General features: G+C 60.3%; 23 protein-coding genes and 1 pseudogene. 12 read left to right on the top strand and 12 right to left on the bottom strand.

The features are described 5' to 3' along the window. Positions 1-170: 170 nt before the first annotated feature. On the bottom strand, positions 171-1,229 hold the full coding sequence (locus tag HX855_RS31515; RefSeq protein WP_177085639.1) for an alginate lyase family protein: 1,059 nt from the start codon (positions 1,227-1,229) through the stop codon (positions 171-173). A 130-nt stretch (positions 1,230-1,359) separates the two neighbouring features. On the opposite strand from HX855_RS31515, the gene dapF reads away from it, so the two are divergent. Continuing rightward, entirely contained in the window at positions 1,360-2,178 is an 819-nt protein-coding gene (gene dapF, locus HX855_RS31510) for a diaminopimelate epimerase (protein WP_177085636.1), read from the top strand. Positions 2,179-2,200: 22 nt separating this feature from the next. Continuing rightward, on the top strand, positions 2,201-3,430 hold the full coding sequence (locus HX855_RS31505) for a YgcG family protein (RefSeq protein WP_177085634.1): 1,230 nt from the start codon (positions 2,201-2,203) through the stop codon (positions 3,428-3,430). 8 nt (positions 3,431-3,438) lie between these two features. Here the strand turns inward: HX855_RS31505 and HX855_RS31500 are convergent, their stop codons facing one another. Continuing rightward, on the bottom strand, positions 3,439-4,197 hold the full coding sequence (locus HX855_RS31500; protein WP_177085632.1) for an SDR family NAD(P)-dependent oxidoreductase: 759 nt from the start codon (positions 4,195-4,197) through the stop codon (positions 3,439-3,441). A 160-nt stretch (positions 4,198-4,357) separates the two neighbouring features. Here HX855_RS31500 and HX855_RS31495 point away from each other — a divergent pair, with 160 nt between their 5' ends. After that, positions 4,358-5,287 (top strand): helix-turn-helix domain-containing protein, encoded by a 930-nt coding sequence (locus HX855_RS31495; RefSeq protein WP_256352995.1) that lies wholly within the window; start codon positions 4,358-4,360, stop codon positions 5,285-5,287. Between the two features lie 6 nt (positions 5,288-5,293). Here the strand turns inward: HX855_RS31495 and HX855_RS31490 are convergent, their stop codons facing one another. Next, the gene (locus tag HX855_RS31490) at positions 5,294-5,974 is read right to left on the bottom strand and encodes a class I SAM-dependent methyltransferase (protein ID WP_177085630.1); all 681 of its coding nucleotides are present in this window, start codon (positions 5,972-5,974) and stop codon (positions 5,294-5,296) included. A gap of 119 nt (positions 5,975-6,093) precedes the next feature. On the opposite strand from HX855_RS31490, the gene HX855_RS31485 reads away from it, so the two are divergent. Then, a complete protein-coding gene (locus HX855_RS31485) occupies positions 6,094-6,621 on the top strand; it encodes a GNAT family N-acetyltransferase (RefSeq protein ID WP_177085628.1) in 528 nt (175 codons plus the stop codon). Positions 6,622-6,624: 3 nt separating this feature from the next. On the opposite strand, the gene HX855_RS31480 is transcribed toward HX855_RS31485, so the two are convergent. The 3 genes and pseudogenes from HX855_RS31480 to HX855_RS33575 all read right to left on the bottom strand — a co-directional run. Next, a complete protein-coding gene (locus tag HX855_RS31480) occupies positions 6,625-7,050 on the bottom strand; it encodes an N-acetyltransferase (RefSeq protein WP_177085626.1) in 426 nt (141 codons plus the stop codon). Continuing rightward, the gene (locus HX855_RS33580; protein WP_256352998.1) at positions 7,047-7,538 is read right to left on the bottom strand and encodes a GNAT family N-acetyltransferase; all 492 of its coding nucleotides are present in this window, start codon (positions 7,536-7,538) and stop codon (positions 7,047-7,049) included. The genes HX855_RS31480 and HX855_RS33580 overlap by 4 nt, the downstream gene beginning before the upstream one ends. An 81-nt stretch (positions 7,539-7,619) precedes the next feature. Beyond that, positions 7,620-8,090, bottom strand: a pseudogene (locus HX855_RS33575) (TetR/AcrR family transcriptional regulator); the annotation flags it as partial. 188 nt (positions 8,091-8,278) lie between these two features. On the opposite strand from HX855_RS33575, the gene HX855_RS31470 reads away from it, so the two are divergent. Together HX855_RS31470 and HX855_RS31465 are read left to right on the top strand one after the other, a co-directional pair. Further along, positions 8,279-9,265 carry an aldo/keto reductase gene (locus HX855_RS31470; protein ID WP_256352994.1) on the top strand — a complete coding sequence of 329 codons (987 nt, stop codon included), beginning with the start codon at positions 8,279-8,281 and terminating at the stop codon, positions 9,263-9,265. Next, positions 9,262-9,774 carry a hypothetical protein gene (locus HX855_RS31465; protein ID WP_177085622.1) on the top strand — a complete coding sequence of 171 codons (513 nt, stop codon included), beginning with the start codon at positions 9,262-9,264 and terminating at the stop codon, positions 9,772-9,774. The genes HX855_RS31470 and HX855_RS31465 overlap by 4 nt, the downstream gene beginning before the upstream one ends. Here the strand turns inward: HX855_RS31465 and HX855_RS31460 are convergent. Next, positions 9,752-10,135, bottom strand: a complete 384-nt coding sequence (locus HX855_RS31460) for a hypothetical protein (protein WP_177085620.1) — start codon at positions 10,133-10,135, stop codon at positions 9,752-9,754. The two genes, HX855_RS31465 and HX855_RS31460, sit on opposite strands and share 23 nt — an antisense overlap. Positions 10,136-10,237: 102 nt before the next feature. Further along, entirely contained in the window at positions 10,238-11,575 is a 1,338-nt protein-coding gene (locus tag HX855_RS31455) for a hypothetical protein (RefSeq protein WP_375140099.1), read from the bottom strand. Positions 11,576-11,863: 288 nt separating this feature from the next. Here HX855_RS31455 and HX855_RS31450 point away from each other — a divergent pair, with 288 nt between their 5' ends. The 3 genes from HX855_RS31450 to HX855_RS31440 all read left to right on the top strand — a co-directional run bounded on the left by HX855_RS31450 (position 11,864) and on the right by HX855_RS31440 (position 15,293). Further along, the gene (locus HX855_RS31450; protein ID WP_177085618.1) at positions 11,864-13,303 is read left to right on the top strand and encodes an APC family permease; all 1,440 of its coding nucleotides are present in this window, start codon (positions 11,864-11,866) and stop codon (positions 13,301-13,303) included. 194 nt (positions 13,304-13,497) lie between these two features. Further along, on the top strand, positions 13,498-14,439 hold the full coding sequence (gene feaR, locus HX855_RS31445) for a transcriptional regulator FeaR (RefSeq protein WP_177085616.1): 942 nt from the start codon (positions 13,498-13,500) through the stop codon (positions 14,437-14,439). Between the two features lie 137 nt (positions 14,440-14,576). Next, positions 14,577-15,293, top strand: a complete 717-nt coding sequence (locus HX855_RS31440; protein ID WP_177085613.1) for an SDR family NAD(P)-dependent oxidoreductase — start codon at positions 14,577-14,579, stop codon at positions 15,291-15,293. A gap of 29 nt (positions 15,294-15,322) precedes the next feature. On the opposite strand, the gene feaR (HX855_RS31435) is transcribed toward HX855_RS31440, so the two are convergent. Further along, a complete protein-coding gene (gene feaR / locus HX855_RS31435) occupies positions 15,323-16,273 on the bottom strand; it encodes a transcriptional regulator FeaR (protein ID WP_177085611.1) in 951 nt (316 codons plus the stop codon). Positions 16,274-16,790: 517 nt separating this feature from the next. Between feaR (HX855_RS31435) and HX855_RS31430 the strand changes: the two genes are divergently transcribed. Both HX855_RS31430 and HX855_RS31425 read left to right on the top strand, forming a co-directional pair. Continuing rightward, complete coding sequence (locus HX855_RS31430) at positions 16,791-18,092, top strand: FAD-binding oxidoreductase (RefSeq protein WP_177085608.1); 1,302 nt, start codon at positions 16,791-16,793, stop codon at positions 18,090-18,092. A 40-nt stretch (positions 18,093-18,132) separates the two neighbouring features. Next, complete coding sequence (locus HX855_RS31425) at positions 18,133-18,525, top strand: DUF4440 domain-containing protein (RefSeq protein ID WP_177085606.1); 393 nt, start codon at positions 18,133-18,135, stop codon at positions 18,523-18,525. Positions 18,526-18,745: 220 nt separating this feature from the next. On the opposite strand, the gene HX855_RS31420 is transcribed toward HX855_RS31425, so the two are convergent. The 3 genes from HX855_RS31420 to HX855_RS31410 all read right to left on the bottom strand — a co-directional run bounded on the left by HX855_RS31420 (position 18,746) and on the right by HX855_RS31410 (position 21,642). Beyond that, positions 18,746-19,111 carry a hypothetical protein gene (locus HX855_RS31420; protein ID WP_177085604.1) on the bottom strand — a complete coding sequence of 122 codons (366 nt, stop codon included), beginning with the start codon at positions 19,109-19,111 and terminating at the stop codon, positions 18,746-18,748. 305 nt (positions 19,112-19,416) lie between these two features. After that, positions 19,417-19,710: a fructose-bisphosphate aldolase gene (locus HX855_RS31415; protein ID WP_177085602.1), complete on the bottom strand. Its 294-nt coding sequence runs from the start codon at positions 19,708-19,710 to the stop codon at positions 19,417-19,419. Between the two features lie 516 nt (positions 19,711-20,226). Further along, positions 20,227-21,642 carry a cytosine permease gene (locus HX855_RS31410; protein WP_177085600.1) on the bottom strand — a complete coding sequence of 472 codons (1,416 nt, stop codon included), beginning with the start codon at positions 21,640-21,642 and terminating at the stop codon, positions 20,227-20,229. 251 nt (positions 21,643-21,893) lie between these two features. Here HX855_RS31410 and HX855_RS31405 point away from each other — a divergent pair, with 251 nt between their 5' ends. Then, a complete protein-coding gene (locus HX855_RS31405) occupies positions 21,894-22,805 on the top strand; it encodes a LysR substrate-binding domain-containing protein (RefSeq protein WP_177085598.1) in 912 nt (303 codons plus the stop codon). The last annotated feature ends 6 nt before the right edge of the window (positions 22,806-22,811 follow it).

Genomic DNA, 22,811 nt, shown 5'->3' with positions numbered 1-22,811 from the left:
CAAGCCCGGCTCCCACAGGGCGTGCATCCAAGATTTGGGCGCGACACAGCTCTAATGTTGGAGCTGTCGAGCTTCAGCGAGGCTGCGATGGGATCAGCGCGGTGCGCCTGGCAGACCGCGCCGCCTGCATCGCGGGCAAGCCCGGCTCCCACAGGGAGCGCATTCCAAATTCACTTCAAATAGCAAGCACTGATCCAGTCCGCTGGTTTGGGCGCGAGCTGTTCGGCCACCGGCAAGTACCGCGCGTCCAGCTGCGCCGCCAGCCAGTACAGCGTATTGCTGCTTTTGGGGTTCCACTCGCCGCTGTAGCCCGGCTCGCCGACGTTAGCCCGGTCTTTGTCGAACTGCACGCGGGTGTGCACGAATTCTTCGTGGCTGCGCTGGCCTTTGGCATACGGGGCAAGCCAATCCAGTGCCTCGCTCAGCGAGCCACCATGGGCGGCGGTAAAGTCCAGCCAGTTGCCGCCGATGCCGTAGGGCTTGGCCGCCAACGCGGCCTGAACCAGCGGCTCCAGGTCGTAGACCACGTAGTGCAGGGCGTCACGGTCCTTGAAGTCGGTCACCGAGCCGTCGGGCAGCACGTTGTCGGTGATCTGTTGCTGGAACAGCTGGAAGGCCTCTTCCAGCATCTGGCGATCGCCCAATGCCGCAGCGGCCACGGTGACCAGCTTCACCCGGTGGCTCTGCCAGTTATTGGTGTTGGTGGCCTTCCTGGCGCCGTGGAACTGCTTGATGCGCTCGATGTAGCCGTTGCCCAGATGGGTCAGCAGCGCGCGGGTGGCGTCGCGGGTCTGGGGGCGAAGGTCGCTGGCGGTGAGGGCGTAGGCGTTCATCAGCATATCGAGGTTGGTTTCGTCGATCGGGTTGAAATCCGGCTGATAGGTGCTGGCCCATGCGCTGAGGTAGTCGTCGACCTGCTTGAGGTAACGGGTGTCGCGGCTCAGGCGCCAGGCGATGGCGGCCTGGCGCATCACCGGCCAGTCTTTCTCGGCAGCGATGCTTTGCTCGCGGATGCCCTGGTTGGGCAGTGTGCCCTCGGTGTGCAGGTGGGGCAGGGCGTCGGGCTGGTCGCCGAGGTGACGCTGGGCGGCGGCCAGGAGCGATTTGGCGGTCGGGTTCGAGGTGCCCGGCTGGCAAAGGCTGACGATGGGTGGCGCGGCAACGGCGGCCTGGGTGAAGGCGGTGAGCAGCGCGGCCAGAGCCACGGATTTCAGGGGGCGTTGGAGCATGCTTGTTCTCGGGAATGGGGCGGCCATAGCGCAATCGCGCGACGTTAACATGACCCTGACGGAAATTTGATGAAACACCTGCTACCTCCGTATGCTGGGGCGCAGTGACCGGTCTAGAACAGGATGCCCCATGACCTTGCAGTTCGTGAAGATGCACGCCCACGGTGATGACTTCATCGTGATCGACCGGCGCGGCCAGGATGACCCGATCACCGCAGAAGTCGCCCGCCGGCTGGGGGATCGCCATCGCGGCATAGGCTTCAATCAGTTGGCCGTGGTGCTCGATTGCGATGACGCTGCCGCCCGCATCACGTTCTGGAACCCCAATGGAACACCGCTCGACACCTGTGGCAGCGCCACCCGTGGGGTGGCGGACCTGCTGATGCGCGAAGCCGGTACCGCCTCTGTGCTGCTGCGAACCAACCGTGGCCTGCTGACTTGCGTGCGCGAATCAGGGCAACGGGTGTCGGTTGACATGGGGCCGCCCTCCTTGGGCTGGGACGCTATTCCCCTGGCCGAAGCCATGGACACCGAACATTTGCCGCTGGAGGGCAACCCGGCGGCGTGCAGCATGGGCAACCCGCACTGCACGTTCTTTGTCGATGATCTGACGGCCATCGACATCGCCGCCATGGGTCCGTCGCTGGAAACCCATCGGCTGTTCCCTGACAAGACCAACGTGCATTTCGTGCAGGTACTCGACCGTGGCCATATCCGCCTGCGCATCTGGGAGCGTGGCGCTGGCATTGCTCAGGGCTCGGGCTCGTGCTGTTGTGGCGCGGTGGTCAACGGGATTCGACGCGGGCTGCTGGACGACAGCGTCGACGTGCAATGTGACGGCGGTACGGTGACGGTGCAGTGGGACGGCAGCGGCGGGGTTGTGCTGACCGGCGCGGTACAAGCGACGCTTCACGGCACGCTCGCCGAGCGTTTTTTCAAGGCTCCATGACAAACAGGGTGGTGATCAGGACATGTTGAAGTTTCCAATGCGCCCCGCGCCGGGTGTGCTGCTGATCGTCCTGATGGGCTGGTTATGCCTCTCATCGGCCCAGGCTGACGACACCGCACCCCCCGGTCTGGTCACGGTGCCCCTGAACCAGCGCGTGATCGACCTGACCAACACCCTCGACCCCGCCAGCCAATCACGCATGACCACGCAACTCGCCAGCCTTGAACAACGCAAGGGCGCCCAGGTGGCGGTGATGCTGTTGCCGAGCACCGGCGAGGCGAGCATCGAAGACTTCGCCAACCAACTGTTCCGGGCCTGGAGGCTGGGGCGCAAGGACGTCAACGACGGCATCCTGCTGCTGGTGGCGAAGGGCGATCGCAAGGTGCGCATCGAAGTGGGTTACGGCCTGGAGGGCGTGGTCACCGATCTACTGGCCCACCGCATCATTGAAGAACACATCACCCCGGCCTTTCGCCAGGGCGATTACGCCGGTGGCATCCAGCAGGCCGTGGACGACCTGACGGTGTTGGTGGACGGTGGCAGCTTGCCCGAGGTGGCCACGGCCGGCTTTCCTCCCGAAGCGTATGCGGTGCTCCTGGCATTTATGTTTGGCGGGGTCGTCGGCGTATTGATGGGGGCTGAAAAACTCCCCTGGCGCCGGGCCCTGATTGCGGTGGTGGTGGTCACCCTACTGCTGGTCGCGGTGGCAGGGGGCAAAAACTGGCCGGTCTATTTGATTCTGCTGCCACTGTGCATGCTGATCGGTGGCGCCACGTTTGGCGCATTGTGGCAGGCGAGGGCGGCGTTTTATGCGGTGCTGGGGATGTTGGCCTACATCGCCGGGGTGCTGCTGACCGACCACTTCGTGCGTGATCTGTCCATGATCCACTGGCTGGCTTATCCCTTTGCCGGGCTGGTGATCCTGGGCCTGTATTTCGCCCTGTTCGTGGTGATGAAGGGCCTGTGGAAAGAGAGCCGCGCGTCGTTTGTCGCGCGGCTGGTGGTGGTGCTGGTGGTGTACGGGGTGGCAGGGACGTTGATTGACATGGGCACCACGGGCTGGCTGCTGGCGTTTCCATTGGCTTCGTTCGCGGGGCTGTTCATCTTTGCCCACGGGATCAGCGACGACTCGGGGTCGGGGTCGAGCGGCGGATCGAGTTCCTCCAGCTCCAGCTCCAGCTCCAGTTCCAGCAGCAGTTCATCGGGGGGCGGCGGTTCCAGCGGTGGTGGTGGGGCGTCGGGGAGTTGGTAACGACCTGCCTAGGCGCCGGCGCAAACACTCATCCCGCCATCCGCCATCACTACAGCGCCGACGATGTATGACGCGCGGCCGGACGCCAGGAACGCCACCACTTCGGCGATTTCCTCGGGTTGTGCGGCGCGCTTGATGGGCGTTTTCGTGCCGTGCCGGGCAAGGAACGACGGGCCATCCTCAACCACGTCGTTGAGGATATTGGTGACAACATCCCCGGAGCCCACGGCATTCACGCGGATGCCATGGTCAATCACCTCCAGCGCCAGTGTGCGCGTCAACTGCGCTAACGCACCCTTGGACGCCGTATACGCAGCGATGGTCGGGAAGGCTTGATAAGCCGCGTAGGAGGCTATGTTCACAATCGCACCACTGCGGTTTGGGATCATCGCCTTTACCGCTTCGCGGGAATGCAGAAACGCTGCGGTTACATTGACCGACTGAATGGCTTCCCAGTCTTCCCGCGTCATGTCGATCACCAGCTTGTTGATGATGATGCCTGCGTTGTTCACCAGGATGTCCAGGCGCCCAAAATGTTTGAGCGCCGTGGCGACGGCTGTTTCGGCCGCGCCGTCCTGGGTGATGTCGGCCACCAGCGGCACCAGGCCGGGCCTCGCCAGTTGCTCAACTGTTGCATTCTTGTCTTCGGCAACGACTTTGGCGCCTTGCTCATGCAGTAACAGGGCCACGGCGCGACCTATTCCGCTGGCGGCACCGGTCACTAAAACCACCTTGCCTTCAAATGCTTTGCGGTTGTCGTCAGTCATGAAACTCTCCAGTTCACGCTTCCAGCGACGGGGTGCCGCTGGAGACGCCCTTACTGTCGCCCCTTCAAGCTGGCGAATCTGGCGCGGTCTTGCCTGACTATCGTGATCTTGCTTTTTAATCCTCTATGATGAGCAACCCCAACCGGTCTGGTGACGTGTCATGCAACCGCCAAAATCCGTGAAACGCCTGGGTCAACAAGGCCGAATTCCGGCGCACAAGATGCCTGAGTATTTGCCGCCAGCGGCCCATCAGGCGGTAGGCCAGCGTCTGGATTCCGAGGTGCAGATTCAACTCTACCGCCACCGCAGCACTACCCAGGACCTGATCATTCCGGCCGTTGCCGAGCCTCTGCTGGTGCTGGTGGTATCGGGTGGTGCGCGGGTGGAAGAGCGAACTGGCGGGGAGGAATGGACGGCTCATGGGGTAACGGCTGACGACTTCTTCCTCACCATGTCCCCCGAGCCCTATGAAATGCGTTGGCGTACCGACGGCGACGCGGTCTTCGAGGTGGTGCATGTGTACCTGAGCCAGCGACTGCTGGGGTTGGCGGCTCGCGAGGTGCTGGTGGGACAGGCCGGCGCAATACGTTTGCGCGACGTATCCGGTGCCCGGGATGCGCAAGTCTCACAATTGATGCGATGCCTGTATCAAGAGGTGATCAATGATCGGGACGCCAGCCCACTGTATCTGCACGGCATTGGTCAGGCGCTGGCGGTGCATCTGGTGAGGCACTACCGGGATGACAGCGGTGGCCTCAAGCAGGCCAATGCGCTGCCTGCCTACAAGTTGCACGGCGCCATTGAGTACATGGGTGCGAGGCTGGATCGCAACTTCAGCTTGTCTTCGCTGGCGATGGCGGCTGGCATGAGCGACTTCCATTTCAGCCGACTGTTTCGCCGGGCTACCGGGTGGTCGCCGTCGCAATATTTCATCCAGATGCGGATGAGGAAGGCACGCCAGCTTCTTTTGGAGTCAACCTTGAGCATCGTGGACATTGCGCTTGAAGTGGGGTACGGCAGCCCGAGCCACTTTGCCCAGGTGTTCAGGCGCCATACCGGTGCCACGCCGCGCGAATATCGCCAGCAGTAAGCCGGTCTAGGCCGGCTTGTAAGCGATCCAACCCTTGAAGCTGAAGCCCGCATAGAACAGTTCAACGCCTTCGAAACCCGCCGCCCGCAGCAGCGCTTCATCGTCCTCGGGCGACAGCACCGGCAAGTGGCTGCTGATCGCCGTAATCGCTCGCTGGGCATCTTCAGCCGGTACGCCGGAATCCACCGCATAGGCCGCATAACGCTTCAGCCAGCGGGCTTTTTCCTCTGGTGAGGACTGGGGGAAGCTGTGATGGGCCGCAATCAGCGGTGCCCCCGGACGCAAGCGCTGCCAGAGTGCTTTCAGGGTTTGCAAGCGCTCTTCGGCCGGGATGAAGTGCAGGGTCAGCAGGCTGGTCGCGGCATCAAACGGGCCTTCGGGCGCGGTGTGGATATACCCTTCGTGCAACTGCACCCGCGTCATCAACGGGCCCAAGGTGGCTTCGGCCAGCTTCAGCATCTCGGCAGACGGGTCCACCCCCACAAACTGCCATTGGGGCTGGCTGTCGGCGAACTTCTTCAACTCCAGCCCGCCGCCCGCACCCAGCACCAACACATGGCCGGTCGCCGGGACGCTTTCCCGCAGCAGCAACGTCGTCATGCGTTGCAGGGACTCAAAGCCCGGCACCAGCCTCACCGGGCCTTCGGCGTAACGGGCAACAGCGTCGGGGTCTGAAAACCAGGTCATGGGTGGCTCCTGTTGGCGGGGAAGCGATAACCCTACTGGGGCGAATTCGGGCTGGTAATTGCAGAGATGTGCAGTTGTGTTAAAACGTTGCCCTTGCTGATGATCAGAGTACCCACCGAATGCTCCCCGACGTGCTTATCCGCGCTGCCCGGCCTGAAGATGCCTTATGCATTGGCGTGCTGGGCATGCAGGTATTTCTTGATACCTACGCCACCGAAGGTATCCGCGATTCGATCGCCGCTGAGGCGCTGCAAGCGTTTTCGCCCCAGGCGATCGCTGCGCTGATCGCGCAGCCGGGCACGTTCATTCTCGTCGCCGAATCCAATGCGCATCTAGTGGGGTTTGCCCAGGTGACGATGGACGCTGGCCACGCCCTGATCTCAACCCCAAAAGCGGCCGAGTTGCAGCGGCTCTACCTCCAGGCACGGTTTACCGGCCTGGGCCTCGGTTACCGTTTGCTGCAAGCGGCGGAACAGCGTGCCGGGGAGGGCGGTGCGTCGTTGTTATGGGCGACGGTGTGGATCGGCAACGAACGGGCGCTGGGGTTTTATCCGCGCCGTGGTTATGAGCTGCTGGGTGCGCCGATTTACACGTTCCAGAATGAGAGCCATGAAAATCGGCTGTTTGGCAAAAGGCTTGGGGTTTAGCTGTCAGAGGGTTTTGCTCAGGAACACCCGGCTGCTGCCCTCCGGGTCGCAGGGGATTTCACCAAAACGCACCCAGCCCTTCTTTTCGTAAAACCCCGGGGCCTGGAAACTGAGGGTGTACAGCACCGCCGAACGGCAACCACGTTGGCGGGCTTCGTCTTCGAATGCCTTCAACAGCGTTGTGCCCAGGCCTGAACCACGCAGCGCATCGGGCAGGTGAAACAGATCGAGAAAGGCCATCCCGAGGGTGGTTTTGCCGGTGATGCCGCCGAGGATTTCACCGGTATCCGGATCTTTGATCAGCACCGTCAACGGGCGCCGATCATTGGAGCCGGTGATGTGTTCGTTGAAGGCGGCGAGGCTGCTGCCAAGGCGTTGCTCGGCGTCGGCGTTTGGCTGATCACCGATCTCAATCCGATGCGGCTTCATAGATCCATCACCATCTCATGCCACGCCATCCCGCCATGGTCCGACGCCGACGGCTGCACATAGCGATAGCCCATGCGCTTGTACAGCTCCACATGCTGGTCCTTGCACATCAGGTGAATGGTCTTCTTGCCCATCGCCTGCATGCGCTGCACGAACTCCGTCATCAAGCGCGTGGAGTAGCCCTTGCCTTGCCGGGCGGGGTCCACCACCACCGACATGATCACCACATTCGGCGCCTCGGCTGAATGCCCCACCAACTCCTTGAAGGCCTCATCCGACATCACCACGTCATCGGCGCAACCGCAGTTGATGAAACCCACCACAACGCCGTCCGCCTCCAGGATCAGGAAGCCTTGCGGGTACAGGGCGATGCGCGTGGCGATCTTTTCCAGGGTGGCGGCTTCGTCGCCTTCATAGGCGCTGATTTCGATCTCGTAGCAACGGGCGGCGTCAGCCGGGGTGGCGTTACGCAGGGTCAGGGTGGGCATTTCAGTTCCTGGACAGTTAAACGTTTGATTCCGGTTTCGGGTCATCCCCGACAATACCAGTTGGATGATCTGCCTGAGCATCGGCTCGTGGTCCATGTGTGCGGTTTGGGCCACGAGTGTTGGGTGGTGATAGGCGGCCGTGGCGGTGTACATCAATCGGGCATTGAGGCCTGCGTCGCCATCAAACGTTGCCCCGGCTTCCTGGAACAGCCCGGCAAGCTGGCGAAGCTGGTTGTTGAGGTGGGCAATGACGAACGGTTTATCCAGCGCCGCCGCTACATCGAAGGCGCGATGGGGTTCCGGATCGTCGAGTGCGCGCTTGCGTTTCATCTGATAGAGCCTGACCAGCCATTCGCCCATGCGTGTCACCGGATCGCCCGCCGCACTCGCCACGCTGGAGAGCGTCTGTTCAATCTCGCAGAGCCAGCGTTCCGTGACGGCATCCAGCAGCGCCGCCTTGTCGGCAAAATGTGCGTAAAGCGCCGCGTGGCTCACGCCCAATTCCTTGGCAACGTCTGTGATGCGCACTTTGTCTACGCCCAGCAAGCGCATGCGTGCCAGGGCGACGTCGGTCGCCCGTGCTTTGATTTCCTCGGCAGATAGCCCGGTACGTGGCATTCCCCACAACTCCTGTTGACACCGATAAAACTTACATTTTACATTAAATGTAAATTTTAGTGATAAACGGCCATGAACGGCTTGAATGAAAGCGCGAGTGTATTGGAAAAAGGGTGTAGGCAATGACTGAAATGACAATGAGGGCATTGGGTAAAAACGGGCCTGCGGTGTCTGCGCTTGGCATGGGCTGCATGGCGTTTCGCATGGGGGACGACGACCGTGAGAAGCAAGCGGTGCACACCCTTCAATCCGCCCTCGATTCAGGTTTCTCGTTTCTCAATACCGGCGACTTTTATGGCAGCGGCCAAAGCGAGATGCTGGTGGGGCGCGCTTTGCGGGGGCGCCGTGACAGCGCCTTTTTGAGCGTTAAATGTGGCGCCCAGGTGGACCCGAATGGCCGCATCATTGGCCTGGATGGGCGTCCGAATTCCATCAAGAACTTTGCCGCCTATTCATTGAAGCGACTGGGTGTGGACGTTATCGACCTGTACCAGCCGGGGCGTGCAGACCCGGACGTGCCGTATGAAGAGACGATCGGGGCGATTGCCGACCTGATCAAGGACGGTAAGGTGCGTTACCTGGGCGTCTCCGAAGTGGGGGCCGACCTGCTGCGTCGCGCCCATGCCGTGCATCCGGTCACGGCACTGGAAATTGAGTATTCGCTGGCCAGCCGTTTTATCGAACGGGAAATCCTCCCCACCGCGCGCGAGCTTGGCATTGGCGTCGTGGCTTATCGCATCCTGGCCGAGGGGATGTTGAGCGGCCGGCTGCCGCAGGGGCAACCGCCAGCCGGCGCGCATTTCCTGGCGCCACGCATGCACGGTGAACACTACACGCGCAATATGGCCACGGCCCAGGTGCTCGAAGCGATGGCCGCCTCCAAAGGCTTCACGCCGGCGCAACTGGCGCTGGCCTGGGTGCTGTCCCGTGGCGACGATATTGTGCCGCTGGCCGGTATCAGTCGCCCATCCCGCATCCAGGACAACCTGGAGGCGCTTGAGGTGACATTCACGCCCCAGGAACTGTTCGAGCTGGACCGCGCCTTTGCACCGGACGCTATCGTGGGCTCGCGTTACCCGGACTTCGTCCTGAAATGGGCCGCGCAATGAGCACGTTCGTGCCTTCTGCCCGTACTTGCGCGATTGTCGCGATCGCGATGTTTGCTCCGGTGGTCGCCTCCTATGTGTGGCCGATGGACCGCTGGTGGCTGGACTACCCCGGCATCCTCTTTCACCTGGCCATCTTCCTGCTGGTGCCCCAGCTTCCTGCGCCCGGGTGGGCAAAGGCGGCGGGGTATGGCTGGTTGGTGGTGGACGTGACCGTCGGGGTCATGACGTTGAACCATGTGCCGAGCGAAATCGCGATGCCGATCCGGTTGGGTGGGCATATTTTCGCCGGGCTCTGGATCGTCAATGTGTCGCTGCTGGCGATCAGGCCCATCAAGTTCACGGGTTTGATCGCCGGGGGATGGCTGGCGGCATTCAGCTTTGTCTCGCCCTTTGTGCCCAAGACCGCGTTGGCCCCCACCGCGCTGCTGATGCTGCTGTGGCTGGGCTTGATCGCTTGGCACAACGGCAGCACGGGCCGCCGGCAGGTCAGGTTGATAACAACGGTTTGAGCAGTGCCAGGAGGGCGCGGTGCATGGCGTCCACTTCGTTTTTCGGGCTATTCAACAGGGTGGAGAGTTCGTTCACGAATGAGCCGACCACCGAACCGAAGTGGGTGTTGCCGGACATTTTCCTGCCCACGATGCCGGGCCGGGTTGGATAGGTTTTCTCGACGATCTCCCGCGGCAAGCAAATGGAGACCTGGTGGGGTGCACTCGGGAAACTGAAGTCGGAGGGTTTTGCCGCGTCCAGCACCACCATGTCGCCCGCTTCCAGCCGTACTGTGTGACCCGCGATGGTCAGGACTGCCGAGCCCTGCAATTGGTGGACGAGAACGTAGACGTCATCATTGCCTGTAGGTAGATCTTTCATGTCCCGACCTGAATGGTTTGGCGGCCAATGGCTGCCAGCGAAGTGTGTCTCGTCAGCCATACCGTCAACCCAAGTACTTCCATGCACTTGAGTCAGCGTGCTTTAGAACGACGCGGCGAGGATCACTTGGGCGTAAAGGTTGGTGTCACTGTTGCCCAACTGGGTGCCACCGCTGGCGGCGCTTTTCTCGGGTTTGTACAAGCCCACCAGAGGCAACAGCGTGAAGTGTTGATTGATGGTCCATTCTGCGTAGAGGTCCGCCTCTCGGGCATTCAGGTTCTGACGGCTATGATCCAGCGACGAGAAGTCATAAAGCAGGGTGCCCACATTCACCGAAGGGGTGGCGGCGACTTTGATGCCGACGTGATGGACTTGGGTATTGCTGTTGAAGGGGCCCGCATAGTTGGACGCGACCTCACCCTGGAACCAGGTGCCCAGCGCGCGGCCATTGCCATAGAACAACGGGTCATAACCTTCGGAGAAACGGCTGTAGCGGTAGTTGACGACAGGCTTGAGCTGCAGGTCGCTGAACGTCCAGCCGGCTTCCAGGTACCAGGCATTTTCATCGCCGCTGTCCTTCTGCTCCCTGGCGTACTCACCCGACAGGAACAGGTTGGGAACCCCCGCATTGCCTTGTGCCCTGACGCTGTATTGCTTCATGCCCTTGCGCTCGGGGTAGAAAAGGTCCGCCAGCGCCTTGTCGGTATCCAGCACTTTGAGGTAGGTCAGGCCCACGGTGCCCTGGTCGGCCACGTGCTCAAGCGTGCCCACGGCCACCTCCGGTTTTGCCTGGGCGGGGTTATCGGACTTCAGCCACATCAAGTCGCTGCGCCAGCCTTGTTTGCCCCCCAGGCGCAGCACGACCGTCTGGTCGAAGTCCTTGCGTGCGGTCAGGTAATACGCGCCGCCCCGGTTCTGGCGCCCGTCGGCGACCTCTTTGCCCAGATTCAAGGCGTCTCCCGAGACAAGGAAACCGTCGCCAATGACAATGTTCTGCCGGCCCACGGAAAAGTCGATGCCGTCGGTGCCCAGGGCCGGAAACAGTTCCGCCGAGCGCCAACCGATGAAGGCATCTTCAATCTTGGTGGTGCGCTCCGAGCCGTTGGTCCAGCCGGCGGGATCACCTTCGCCGTAGGTGCCCGAAGACACCCAGTTCAGCGAGGCGTAGGTGTTGCCAAAGCCCAGGGTCGAGTGTTTGAGGTCCAGTCCATACTGAAAGACGGATTCCTGCCAACTGCTTGATCCTTTTGTGCGTGTGCCGGACTGATCATAGTTTTCCCGGCTGGAAAAGGCGCCCACGGCGCCCAGCAGTTTGGCGTCGACCTGGGTCTGGTCATCGGCATACAGTGAAAGGGCACTGGCCAGCGGCGAGAGCCCCACCAGGACCGTCAGTGAAAGGGATCGATAGAGCAGCGTAAAGTGCATGGGTTGGCGTATCACGATGGCGTTTCTCCAGGACCGACATACAGGGACACTCGGCAAGCGACGAGTGGGTCTAGGCAGCCGGGTCGAGGGTGCCCGGTGCTGGACAAAGGCTAGGGCCAGGACCGCCCCGGATTCTTTGTTATCCCGGACATCCATACGTCCATGCGTGCCAAAGGCACGGTTGGCGTAGGGTTCTGGCAGAAAAACACAAGTCTCGTACCAGCATGGACAAGACGCAGGGAAGGCTGGGGGCCACTGTCACCTGGCAGCACTTCTTCCATTGTTTTGATGAGGGGTCCGGTTATGGAGTCGTCAAATGCCAACGCTGGCGCATTACGCAAAAATGCCATCGGCATGTGGAGCATCGTTTTCTTTGTACTGGCTACCAACGGACCGCTGACGGGGCTGGTGGGGGCCGTTCCAACGGCGATTCAGATGGGTAACGGCATCGGCATACCCGGCACGTTTCTGGTGGTGGGCCTGGCCTACTTGCTCTTCGCCGTCGGCTTTGTCGCGATGGGGCGCCATATCCGCAATGCCGGTGCGTTTTATGCCTACGTCTCGACCGGGCTGGGCCGGCCACTGGGCACCGCTTCAGCGTTTCTGGCCATCGTGGCGTACGCCGGGATGCAGGTCGCCTGTTATGGCCTGATCGGGTTCTTCAGCGCGGAATCGTTGTCCCACGTGGGGCTGCCCGTACCCTGGTGGGCGGTGTCGATCGTGATTGCCGTGGTGGTTCAGCTTTTCGGCACACGCAACGTGGCGTTCAACGGGCGCTTTCTGGGGCTGTTGATGTTGGCGGAGATGGCCGTGATTGTGGTCTTCGACGCGGCGGTGGTTTACCACGGAGGGGGCCCGTCCGGTTACAGCGTTGCCTCGTTCAAGCCGAGCAATGTGTTTGTACCTGGGTTTGGGGCGGCGCTGGTGTTTGTGGGGGCGGCGTTCATGGGCTTTGAAACCACGGCGATCTATGCCGAAGAAGCCCGCGATCCGGCCCGAACGTTGCCGCGAGCAACCTATTTGGCCTTGTTGATTATCATGGGGTTCTTTGCCGTCTCTTCCTGGCTTCTGGTTGTGGCGGTAGGGCCGGATGACATCGTGGCAGGCGTCACCCAGGATGCCGGCGGCATCTGGTTTGCGCTGGCGACCAAACTGGTCGGGCCCGGGCTGGCGGATGCAATGAATATCCTGCTGATTACCAGCCTGTTCGCGGTGTTGCTGAGCTTTCACAATTCGTTGTCACGCTACCTGTATGCAATGGGACGCGAAGGCATTCTGTGGCACCGGTTTGCACGCACCCATGCGGTTCATCAGACACCTCATGTGGCAAGCACCTGCCAGACCCTGTTCAGCGTGGTGTTGCTGGCGGTGTTCGGTGCGCTCCATGTGGACCCGATGACCCAGGTGCTGCCCATCGGCAGCGCGCCGGCAACCATCGGCATCGTGGCTGTACAGTTACTCACCTCGCTGGCGGTGATTCGTTTCTTCCGTCGCGAGCATCACGGCACCAACCTGTGGCAGCGCTTGCTGGCACCGCTGGCGAGCGCGATCGCGTTGGCCGGTGGCCTGACCGTGATCGTCACGAACATGCCGCTTCTGACGGGGGGCGATTCCGTCTTCAACGAGGCCATCCCGTTGGGCATGCTGGGGGTGGGCGTGATTGGATTGCTCACGGCCTGGTGGTTCAAGTTCGCGCGCCCGGAGCTGTATCGCAACCTGTCGCGAATCCTTCATGAGGTTTAAGCCAGTTCCCTAGCGACTGAGCCCGTGCGAGGCCGCAACCCAGAAAGGGTTGCGGCTTTTTTTATGGAGGTTGTCACGATTTTTGCAGCGTAAAGAGAGGGATGGCCGAGTGTTGAATTTCAATTAAATAACATGTTAACTATTGGCCATAAATCTAAGAAACACTGGCGTTGTAGCCGGTAAGAGAGCCAATCATGAACCAAGATGGGCTGCGACCTGAAACAGGGCACTGGGATAAAGCGATCCGCAGTGCATGCGGTTCCTTCACGACCTACCTTCGCAGTGAGCACTCGCTGTTTATCGGCGAGATGATTCAGCGTGATCTGGGGGGCGTCGGGTTCGCGGAACTGCGCACAAATGCCGGGCGAATTGCCAAGTTCCGGCAAAACGTCGACAACGCCGATGATCGATATTGCTTTCTGATTGTGCAGCGCAAGGGCTTCTGCCAGTTGCACCTGGACGGGCAGTCGATCGAGCTTGCACCCGGTGAGTTGGCGATCATGGACCAGGCTGGCGCGTGCAGCGTCGAGCCTCAGGGCCTGATTGAGCAGGTCTCCATTTCAATCTCCCGGGATCGGGTGCAGGCGCTGCATCGTCAGGGCGCGCTGTCGGGCAAACTGCAAACCCATTGCCCCAGTGGTCGTCTGTTGCGCGCACTCGTCAACCAGATCATGCACGATCAGGAAACCTGCTTTACCGACGAGGACGGGCTGGGGATGCAAGACGCCTTGATCGCCCTGTTACAGCCGACCCTGGTGGAGCGTCCGAGCAGCCACGGGCTCGAAGAAATTCTGCACATCAACGACCTGCGTCGCCAGATTGAACGCATGGTCTGCGACCACCTGCACCGGCCTGACTTGAGCCCGGAATGGATGGCGAGTCAGCTGGGAATCTCCATCAGGCACTTGTACCGCTCGTTTGAAAACAGCGGCGACAGCGTGTGTCGCTTTATTCAGCGCACGCGCCTGCAACGCTGCGCCAACGACCTGGGCAACCCGTGCCTGCGCCATGAAAACATTACGGAAATTGCCTACCGTTGGGGTTTTTCGGACTCGGCGCACTTCAGCAAAATCTTCAAGAAACAGTACCAGCGATCCCCCCGGGATTTCCGCGGCGAGGCGGTGCTGTGTTCCTGAGCGTCGAACCGGGCGCTGCGACAGGCCTGCCGGGTAAGGCGTTTGACGCAACAGTAGTGTGATTTCCGTGCGTCTACCGCTTTGGTTATCGGCTGCCTATAGTCAGGGTCATCGCCGCGAATCAAGGAAACATGAACATGTCCCAGCCTGCATTGGCCACACCGCCCCGGACGCTTCTCATCATCGGTGCCTCCCGCGGCATCGGCTATGCCTTGGCTGCGGAGTTCTTGACGAGGGGATGGCACGTTGTGGGGACGGTGCGGGGCACTGCCAACACCCCACTGCATGACCTGGCCGCCAAACACAAAGACCGCGTCCAAATCGAGTCGCTCGACATCACACAGCCCGATGAAATCGAAGCACTCAGCGGGCGCCTTGCCGGTAGAAGGTTCGAGATGCTTTTCGTCAATGCGGGTATCGCCAATCAGAACCAGGACGACACGATTGCGGAAGTGGCCACCGACGATTTTGTGCGCGTGATGATCACCAATGCGCTGAGTCCAATGCGCGTGATTGAAGGCCTGCAATCCCTTGTGCCGGCAAGCGGGCTGATCGGCATCATGTCGTCGGGACAAGGCAGCGTGAGTAACAACGAGAAGGGCGGCCACGAGGTTTATCGCGGGAGCAAGGCGGCACTGAATATGTATATGCGCAGCTATGCAGCACGCCACGCGGGCGATCCCCGCTCCTTGGTGTTGATGGCGCCCGGCTGGATACAAACCGCGCTTGGCGGGCCTGGCGCGCCGTTCAGCCTGGAGGAAGCCGTGCCGCACATCGTCAGTACGTTGCTCGCGCAGCAAGGGAAACCGGGCCTGCGGTATATCGATCGAGAAGGTAAAACCGTGCCGTGGTGATGACCCATCAGTGCTTCCTGCACTGAGACTCAGCCGGGCTTTTGCTGGCGAAACTCCCTGGGCGATACCCCGAAGCGGGCCTTGAAGGACCGGGAGAAATGGCTCACGTCATTGAAGCCCCAGTTGTACGCCACGCTGGAGACCTTTTCGTAGGCGCCATCGCGCTTTAGGTTCTCGGCACACTGTTCCAGCCTTCGCTCCAGGATGTAGCGGCCAATGGTGGTGTCGCCGTTGGCGAACAAACGGTGAAGGTTGCGCACCGATGTGCCAACCCGGTCGGCAACCATGGCAGGCGAAAGGGCGTTATTCATCAACTGCGCCTCAATGCACACTTTGGCTTTTTGCAGCATGAACACCTGAGTCTGTTGTTGATACGCGCAGGTCAGTGTCGGGCTTTCACTCACGCTGGGCCGCATCAGGGCCAGCAGGGCATCTAACATCGCCTCGGACTCATCGGCGTCGGCGGCTTCGAGGTCAAACAGTTGTTGCGCAAGCATGCCGATCAACGTTCCCAACCTTGAGTCTGCGCCGATACGGTGGTTAAGCAGGATCTCGCGGTGACGAAAGCGCGACTCGATGTGGCGTCGAGGAATGGTGAGTGACAGCTGATCCGAGAGCCCGGTGAAATAGAAATCGCACGGCTTGTTGACGTCAAGGAGTACCAGGTCATTGGGCTTCAGAACCGTCTGCCCATCCTCCTGGCACATCACCCCAGAGCCCTTCATTTGCATGACGAGGTAGTAGAAGTCCCGATCGTCGCGGCGAATATCACTGTGTTGCCGGTGCACGTGGCGGCAGTTGCTGACGATTCTGGCGCCGGAGCAGATGGAATTCACGTCAGGGGAGGGCAGGATGCTCCCGGCGAACGTGACCGCGCCGTGTTCGACGGGCGGTTCGGCATGGAAGGTGCCGCAGCTGGTGAACAGGTGATGGTTCCACTCTTCAAAGCCCTGCGGGCCAGTGTGCATAACAGTGTTCATCGCGGCCCTCTTTCCGAGCCCGGTGGTGCTCGGAAGAAACAAATGCGGTAGTGGAATGACGTCAGCCTTCCCCCGGTTTGACGCCACGGCCCACGGGGTTCGAATTGCGACTAACCTCAGAGTGAGGTAGCAAATTTCGGGCCGCATCCGCGTTTTCAAACTCCTGTAGAGAGTGGAGGCGTTTCAAGGGCTTGGGCCTGTTTCTGAATTTTTGTCGAGCGCTGCCCGAAAACCGAGTGCCAGGAAAACGGGCGAAAATTCCCATCGTGTGCGCGGTCAATGCTCCGTTTAGTAACATGTTAACTAGATGCGCGTATTGCACCCGTTGCCAGCACCCCGTGTGGGTTGAACCATCCTGGCAGTCTCGGTCAACTCGTTGACTCTGTGGCGCATGGTGCGCTGACCAAGCCGGCGTTTTAATGAGGCTCTGATGCTGAATCGGCGCGAGGTGAACCGCAGCGTTCATTCAGTTCCGGCGCTCGATGATTTGATGAACGCACTGTTGTGAGGAAGTGTCATGCTCTCTGTAGAAACGCCCACCACTTACTATACGGCCACGCGCAAGTACGACCTGAAATTCCCCGACCTTGAACACGATATTGAGGCGGATGTGGTTGTCATCGGTGGCGGGTTTTCCGGTGTCAACACCGCCCTTGAACTGGCAGAGCGCGGCGTCACCAACGTCGTGGTGCTTGAAGCGCGCTACCTGGGGTTCGGCGGGTCGGGGCGTAACGGTGGACACGTGATGGCCGGTATCGGTCATGACCTGGAAAAAATCCGCAAGGATGTCGGCGAAGAGGGCCTGCGTGCGATCTTCGAGATCAGCGACCAAGGCGCCGCCATTATCAAGAGCCGTATCGATAAATACGCGATCGACGCGGACTTTCGCCAGGGCTACGGCTACCTGGGCTTCAACAAGCGCCAGGGCAAGCTGCTGCAGGCGTGGGAAAAGGAATACAAGGAACTCAGTCCGGATTGCGAAATCGCTTATCTGGAAGGTGCCGAGGTCAAGAAGATCATAGGTTCCGACGCCTACAGCTGCGCCTTGATGCACATGGGTAACGGCCATATCCACTCCTTGAACCTGCTGCTGGGGGAAGCCAAGGCCCTGGTCAGTCATGGCGGCCGGGTGTTTGAAAACACGCCGGTCCTGGAAGTGACGTACGGCGACACCATCCACGTGCGCACAGCCAAGGGCTCGGTGCGGGCGAAAAAGATTCTTTGGTCATGCGGCGCGTTCCTTGATCGTCTCGAGCCGGAACTGCACAAGACCATGATCAGCACCTATGCCTTTCAACTGGTGACGGAACCGCTTTCAGACGCGCTTATTGAACAGATCAGCCCGATCCGGGGCGCCTTCAGTGATATTCGCCCGGTGATCGACTACTTCAGGGTCACCAACGAAAACCGCCTGCTGTTCGGTGCCGCCACTTACTGCCTCGACTACATCCCCAACGATTTGAAGGCGTGGAACCGCAAGTTGATGTTGAACGTTTTTCCCTACTTGAAAGACGTAAAAATCGACCTCGCCTGGGGTGGGCCAATGGAGTGCTCAGCCAACCTGTTTCCGCAGATTGGGACCTTGCCTGGCCGCCCTAACGCGTTCTACGTCCAAGGCTATTCGGGCTTTGGTGTCACTCCCAGCCATGTGGTCAGCCGGGTGCTGGCGGAAGGCATCATGGGCGGCTCAAAACATTACGCCGTCATGAGCTCCATTCCCCGTACCCGGATTTATGGCAAGGAACACTTTCGGTCGCTGATTTGCACGTTCGGCAAAGTCACCCACCAACTGGGCGGCTACTTCAACGGCCGGCGTTGATCACCGCGCATTCATTTTCCCAAGAAGAGGTAGTGTCACCATGCAGCCAGTGGATGAATTGAGCGTTGCCCTCAGAGAACGTCTGAGTGTGCTTGAGACGCTTTGGAAAGAGCAGGATGCTTGCGCGATCGTGCAACAACTCTACACCCCTGAAACTGAAATCACCGGCGCGGGCACCCCGGAGTTGTATTCGGGCGGCACGGCGCTGGGCGACCTGGTAGCGTCATTGGTGGGCGACACCCGCTCGGCGAGTATCCGCATCGACCGTGTACGAGCGCTGGCCCCCAGTGTGGCCTACACCTGGGTCACCTGGGACGTACAGCCGAAAGAGGGCAAGGCGTTCAACATGAAGAGCCTTTTCGTCTGGAAGCTGGAAACCCAAGGCTGGCGAATCGCGGCGGACATGTACGCGGACGGCGTCATTCCCGCCTGAGGGATTGAGAGAGAGCCTTCAGGGCTCTCTCCGATACGTCACACACCGGGTGTAACCGGACGCAAAACCCACAAGCCCCCCGATCCCCTGTGGGAGCCGTCGAGCTCTAGCGAGGCCGCGATGGCGCCCGCCCGGTCACCCTCACTATCCGCCTTCCGCCCGCTCCTCTGTAGCAACTGCCGAGCTTCAGCGAGGCTGCGTCAGCTCACGCTTGGCGCCTTCACCAAGCAAGTTTTTTATTGCTTGCTTCAAAGTTTTGCTTGTACATCATCCAGATCGTGCCGTAGTTACACATGTCGATCTTTCCACAGTAGTCACGAATGACCGCGTCCATGATCTTGCGGTCTGTCGCTTTGGTTGCTTGCTTAAACGCGTCCAGGTTTTGCTTTTCCATCATGCGCAGTGTGCTTTCCTGGCACATGTCGATCTTCTCGCAATAGTCCTTTTTTACCGTCGCGGTCACGAAGTCAAGAACCTGCTTTTTCTGAGCGTCGGACCCATCAAAATCCATTGGGTTGAGCACCGCTGTCGCGGCTGAGCAAACGCTGGCATTGAAGAAAAAAAGTGCCAAAAGAAGCTTTTTCATAAGAGGTATCCTTTCCGGTGTGATCAATGCAAAAAAAGTATTGGCGACATGCGCCTGCTATTGAGCGGGCTTGTCGCAAACGCGGCAGATTGCCATCAAACTGTTTTAAGTGAAAGAGGGGGGGGGCCTTTGCTGTTCGAATTTCTTACTGGCGACCCTTGTGATCGGCTCCCCCCCACATCCCCTGTGGGAGCCGTCGAGCTTTAGCGAGGCCGCGATGGCGGCGGCCCTGACACTACCCATATTCGCCAAGCCTATTAACTAGAAAACCCGCACCTGCGGGTTTTCTTAGCGGTGGAAATAAATCAGCCAGCCACAGGCGTATGCATCCCACGCCGCTCAATCACTCCAAACACATCTGCCACATCCTGGACCAGGATTCGCGCGGTTTCGGCAACGGTATTGATGTCTTGCTCGCCGTAATCAGACACGTTGGAACAGGCCATCAGGTGCAGGTATTTGAGGGCTGCGTTGAGGCGTTCACTGATGCAGGCGTGCAGGTCGCAGAGCGGTGCTTCGCTGTCGATGAGTAGGACGGGGGATTCGGTGGCGGTTTGGGACATGGGGGTGAAGCGGTGGGGCGGGTTATTCGTCGTCATAAGGTGCGATTCTATTTTAGGTAAAAGAACTGCCACCTAGCTGCTGCGAAACAGATTGGGTGGCAACTGTGCGCGGGTTCGCAGACCAGGAAGAATCACCCCCGGCAGACCCGAAGGTCTCCCACGCACAGCCGCCATAAAGCGAGACGCAGGCGAGAGCCGCCTGAGGGTCTGATGACTGTGCAGGTTGATTCTATTTTGGTAGGGCTGCGAAACCCTGTCGCTGAGCCATGTCAGTGACGGGGCGAACTATAAGCGGAGGATTTTTAGAGTGCAACTCAGGTTTGGTGTGTGCCCCAGTTGGAAGTGCCGTCAGTAGGATGTCCTTCTTTGAACTGCGCAACTGTCATAAAAATACCGGCAATCTAACGGCTGCCGGACGTGCTCATATCCGTGCCACACCCAGTGAGATATTGGAGATTGTGGCTAGTTGATTGAGTTATAGAACTGGCCGAGTGACTTACCCCGCTCCCGTATAGCCGAGAGTGGGGTATGTATGAGCTTGTAAGAGCCTATTTAAACCCCACCCACCAACTTCCCCCCCTCCAACCGACGCTTATACGCACTGTCCCGACTCGCCAACCAGAAATACAACGGCGACGTCACCACCAGCCCCACCAGCCAAGACAGATCCGCCCCATTGATGTGTGCCGAAATCGGCCCCACATACAGCGGCGTATTCATAAACGGAATCTGCACCACAATCCCCACCGCGTATGCCACCAGCGCCTGCGGGTTGTAGCGCCCGTAGATCCCGCCATCCACCCGAAAGATCGAACCGATGTCGTACTTGCCCTTATGGATCGCATAAAAGTCGATCAGGTTGATCGCCGTCCACGGCACCAGCACCACCAGCAGCACCAGCACCATGTCCACGAAGTGCCCGATGAAGTCTTTCGAGGCAAACACCGCCGCAATCGAGCACGCCGCCAACACCAGTACCGAGATCACCGCACGTGCCTTGGCCGTCGGGATCCAGCGGTAGGCGAAGGTCTGTACCAGGGTGATCAGCGACAGCACCGCGCCGTACAGGTTAAGTGCGTTGTGGCTGATCACGCTGAGCAGGAACAGCAACAGCATCAGCGGGCCGATGGAGCCGGTCGCCAGTTTGACCGCGTCCATGGTGTCCATGCCCACCGGCGTTGCCAGTGCCGCCACCGCGCCAAAGATGAACGCCAGGCTGGAACCCAGCACGGTGCCCAGGTAAGTAGTCCAGAACGTCGACGCCACCGGTACATCCGCCGGCAGGTAGCGTGAGTAGTCCGACACGTACGGCGCAAACGCGATCTGCCACAGCGCCGCCAGTGACACGGTGGCCAGCCAGCCGGAGATGTTGAAGTTGCCGCGTGTGAGGAAGTCGGCCGTCTGCACGTGGGTGAAGATGTAGCCGAAACCCAGCACGATGCCCGCGCCCAGCACCCAGGTGCCGATGCGGTTGAGCACGTGGATGAAGCGGTAGCCGATGATGCCGATGATGCCCGAGCCAATGGCGCCGATGACGATGCCCACCGGCACCGGGATGGCGTCGACCACGCCGTGCAGGGATTTGCCCGCGAGCACGATGTTGGAGGCGAAGAAGCCGATGTACATGACGCCGGCGATCACCACCACCAGCAGGGCGCCGAGGGAGCCGAACTGGGCGCGGCTCTGGATCATTTGCGGAATGCCCATTTGCGGGCCCTGGGCCGAGTGCAGCGCCATCAGCACGCCGCCGACGAGGTGGCCGACAAGGATGGCAATGATGCCCCACACCAGGTTCAGGCCGAACAGTTGCACGGCCAGGGCGCCGGTGACGATGGGCAGCGGCGCGATGTTGCCACCGAACCACAGGGTGAACAGGTCTCTTACCTTTCCGTGGCGATCTTCCGGGGGCACGTATCCAATCGTGTGTTTCTCGATAAGCGGGGCGGAGGATGTTGCAGTGGTAACCATGACGAGCTCCAAGGCAAGGTGAGTACGTTGACGTACTTCGCTGGGCGGCGCGTGTGCGTCGCCTTTGTTGTTGGAGTGATCATGTGCAATGGTCACAGGGAGGTAAATTAGTAAGTTTGTTGCTATAGACCTTAAAAAAAGTATCTCGCGTGATTTTTTGCTCCGGTATGTTGCATGTACTTGAATCAGTGTGAAAAAGCCGATTTCCACGCACTTGTTTGGGGCGAAATCCCACGTTTATGGAGGTCCCGATGGCTGCCTATAACCTGCGTCAGCTCAGATATTTTGTAACCACCGCCGAGTGCGGCAGCGTGGCAGAGGCCTCGCGCAAGCTCTATATCGCGCAACCGTCGGTGTCGACGGCCATCAAGCAACTGGAAGACAGCTTTGGTGTGCAGCTGTTTATCCGGCATCACGCCCAAGGCGTGTCGCTGACCCCCAGTGGTGCACGGTTTTATCGCAAGGCCCTGGAGCTGCTGCGGGTGGCCCATGAATTTGAGCAGAACGCCCTGGCAGACAACGACGTGGTGGCCGGGCAGATCGACATCGGCTGTTTTGAAACCGTGGCGCCGCTGTATTTGCCGCGTTTGATTGCCGGCTTCAAGGCGCTGTGGCCAGGGGTGGAAATCCGTATTCGCGACGGCGAGCAGCAGGAGCTGGTACAGGCGCTGACTGCGGGCAGTATCGATGTGGCAATGCTGTTCGAGCATGACTTGGGTGGCACCATCGAGACCACACCGTTGATGCCGCCGCAGCAGCCCTATGCGTTGCTGCCGACGGATCACCGCTTTGCGCAGCAGGCCAAGGTATCGTTGGCGGACCTGGTACTGGAACCCATGATTTTGCTGGATGTGCTGCCGAGCCGGACGTACTTCGTGAGCATCTTTGAAGAGCGTGGGCTGACGCCGAATATTGTGTTCAGCTCGCCGTCGATCGAGATGGTGCGGGGCATGGTGGGGCGCGGGTTCGGGTTTTCGATTCTGGTGACCAAGCCGTTTACCGAGTACACCTATGACGGGCAGAAGGTGGTGTGTGTGCCGTTGGCTGAGACGGTGACGGGCTCGGGATTGTCGGCGGTGTGGCTACGGCGGGCGCCGTTGACCAAGCCGGTGCAGTTGTTTGTGGACTATTGCCGCGAAGAGCTGGCGCGGTTACTGGGGTAGACACAA

This window comes from Pseudomonas sp. IPO3778 (assembly GCF_013386825.1).
GTDB lineage: Bacteria > Pseudomonadota > Gammaproteobacteria > Pseudomonadales > Pseudomonadaceae > Aquipseudomonas.
This window is presented reverse-complemented; position numbering and strand designations above follow the sequence as displayed.

What these genes read in the sequence shown, in the direction of transcription:
- HX855_RS31495 (WP_256352995.1), top strand. Translation starts at nt 4,358, where the DNA reads ATGCAACCGCCAAAATCCGTGAAACGCCTGGGTCAACAAGGCCGAATT.
- HX855_RS31505 (WP_177085634.1), top strand. Translation starts at nt 2,201, where the DNA reads ATGTTGAAGTTTCCAATGCGCCCCGCGCCGGGTGTGCTGCTGATCGTC.
- HX855_RS31465 (WP_177085622.1), top strand. Translation starts at nt 9,262, where the DNA reads ATGAGCACGTTCGTGCCTTCTGCCCGTACTTGCGCGATTGTCGCGATC.
- feaR (WP_177085616.1), top strand. Translation starts at nt 13,498, where the DNA reads ATGAACCAAGATGGGCTGCGACCTGAAACAGGGCACTGGGATAAAGCG.
- HX855_RS31415 (WP_177085602.1), bottom strand. Translation starts at nt 19,710, where the DNA reads ATGACGACGAATAACCCGCCCCACCGCTTCACCCCCATGTCCCAAACC.
- HX855_RS31490 (WP_177085630.1), bottom strand. Translation starts at nt 5,974, where the DNA reads ATGACCTGGTTTTCAGACCCCGACGCTGTTGCCCGTTACGCCGAAGGC.
- HX855_RS31515 (WP_177085639.1), bottom strand. Translation starts at nt 1,229, where the DNA reads ATGCTCCAACGCCCCCTGAAATCCGTGGCTCTGGCCGCGCTGCTCACC.
- HX855_RS31430 (WP_177085608.1), top strand. Translation starts at nt 16,791, where the DNA reads ATGCTCTCTGTAGAAACGCCCACCACTTACTATACGGCCACGCGCAAG.
- HX855_RS31470 (WP_256352994.1), top strand. Translation starts at nt 8,279, where the DNA reads ATGACTGAAATGACAATGAGGGCATTGGGTAAAAACGGGCCTGCGGTG.
- dapF (WP_177085636.1), top strand. Translation starts at nt 1,360, where the DNA reads ATGACCTTGCAGTTCGTGAAGATGCACGCCCACGGTGATGACTTCATC.
- HX855_RS31500 (WP_177085632.1), bottom strand. Translation starts at nt 4,197, where the DNA reads ATGACTGACGACAACCGCAAAGCATTTGAAGGCAAGGTGGTTTTAGTG.
- HX855_RS31420 (WP_177085604.1), bottom strand. Translation starts at nt 19,111, where the DNA reads ATGAAAAAGCTTCTTTTGGCACTTTTTTTCTTCAATGCCAGCGTTTGC.
- HX855_RS31460 (WP_177085620.1), bottom strand. Translation starts at nt 10,135, where the DNA reads ATGAAAGATCTACCTACAGGCAATGATGACGTCTACGTTCTCGTCCAC.
- HX855_RS33580 (WP_256352998.1), bottom strand. Translation starts at nt 7,538, where the DNA reads ATGCCCACCCTGACCCTGCGTAACGCCACCCCGGCTGACGCCGCCCGT.
- HX855_RS31425 (WP_177085606.1), top strand. Translation starts at nt 18,133, where the DNA reads ATGCAGCCAGTGGATGAATTGAGCGTTGCCCTCAGAGAACGTCTGAGT.
- HX855_RS31410 (WP_177085600.1), bottom strand. Translation starts at nt 21,642, where the DNA reads ATGGTTACCACTGCAACATCCTCCGCCCCGCTTATCGAGAAACACACG.
- HX855_RS31440 (WP_177085613.1), top strand. Translation starts at nt 14,577, where the DNA reads ATGTCCCAGCCTGCATTGGCCACACCGCCCCGGACGCTTCTCATCATC.
- HX855_RS31485 (WP_177085628.1), top strand. Translation starts at nt 6,094, where the DNA reads ATGCTCCCCGACGTGCTTATCCGCGCTGCCCGGCCTGAAGATGCCTTA.
- feaR (WP_177085611.1), bottom strand. Translation starts at nt 16,273, where the DNA reads ATGAACACTGTTATGCACACTGGCCCGCAGGGCTTTGAAGAGTGGAAC.
- HX855_RS31480 (WP_177085626.1), bottom strand. Translation starts at nt 7,050, where the DNA reads ATGAAGCCGCATCGGATTGAGATCGGTGATCAGCCAAACGCCGACGCC.
- HX855_RS31450 (WP_177085618.1), top strand. Translation starts at nt 11,864, where the DNA reads ATGGAGTCGTCAAATGCCAACGCTGGCGCATTACGCAAAAATGCCATC.
- HX855_RS31405 (WP_177085598.1), top strand. Translation starts at nt 21,894, where the DNA reads ATGGCTGCCTATAACCTGCGTCAGCTCAGATATTTTGTAACCACCGCC.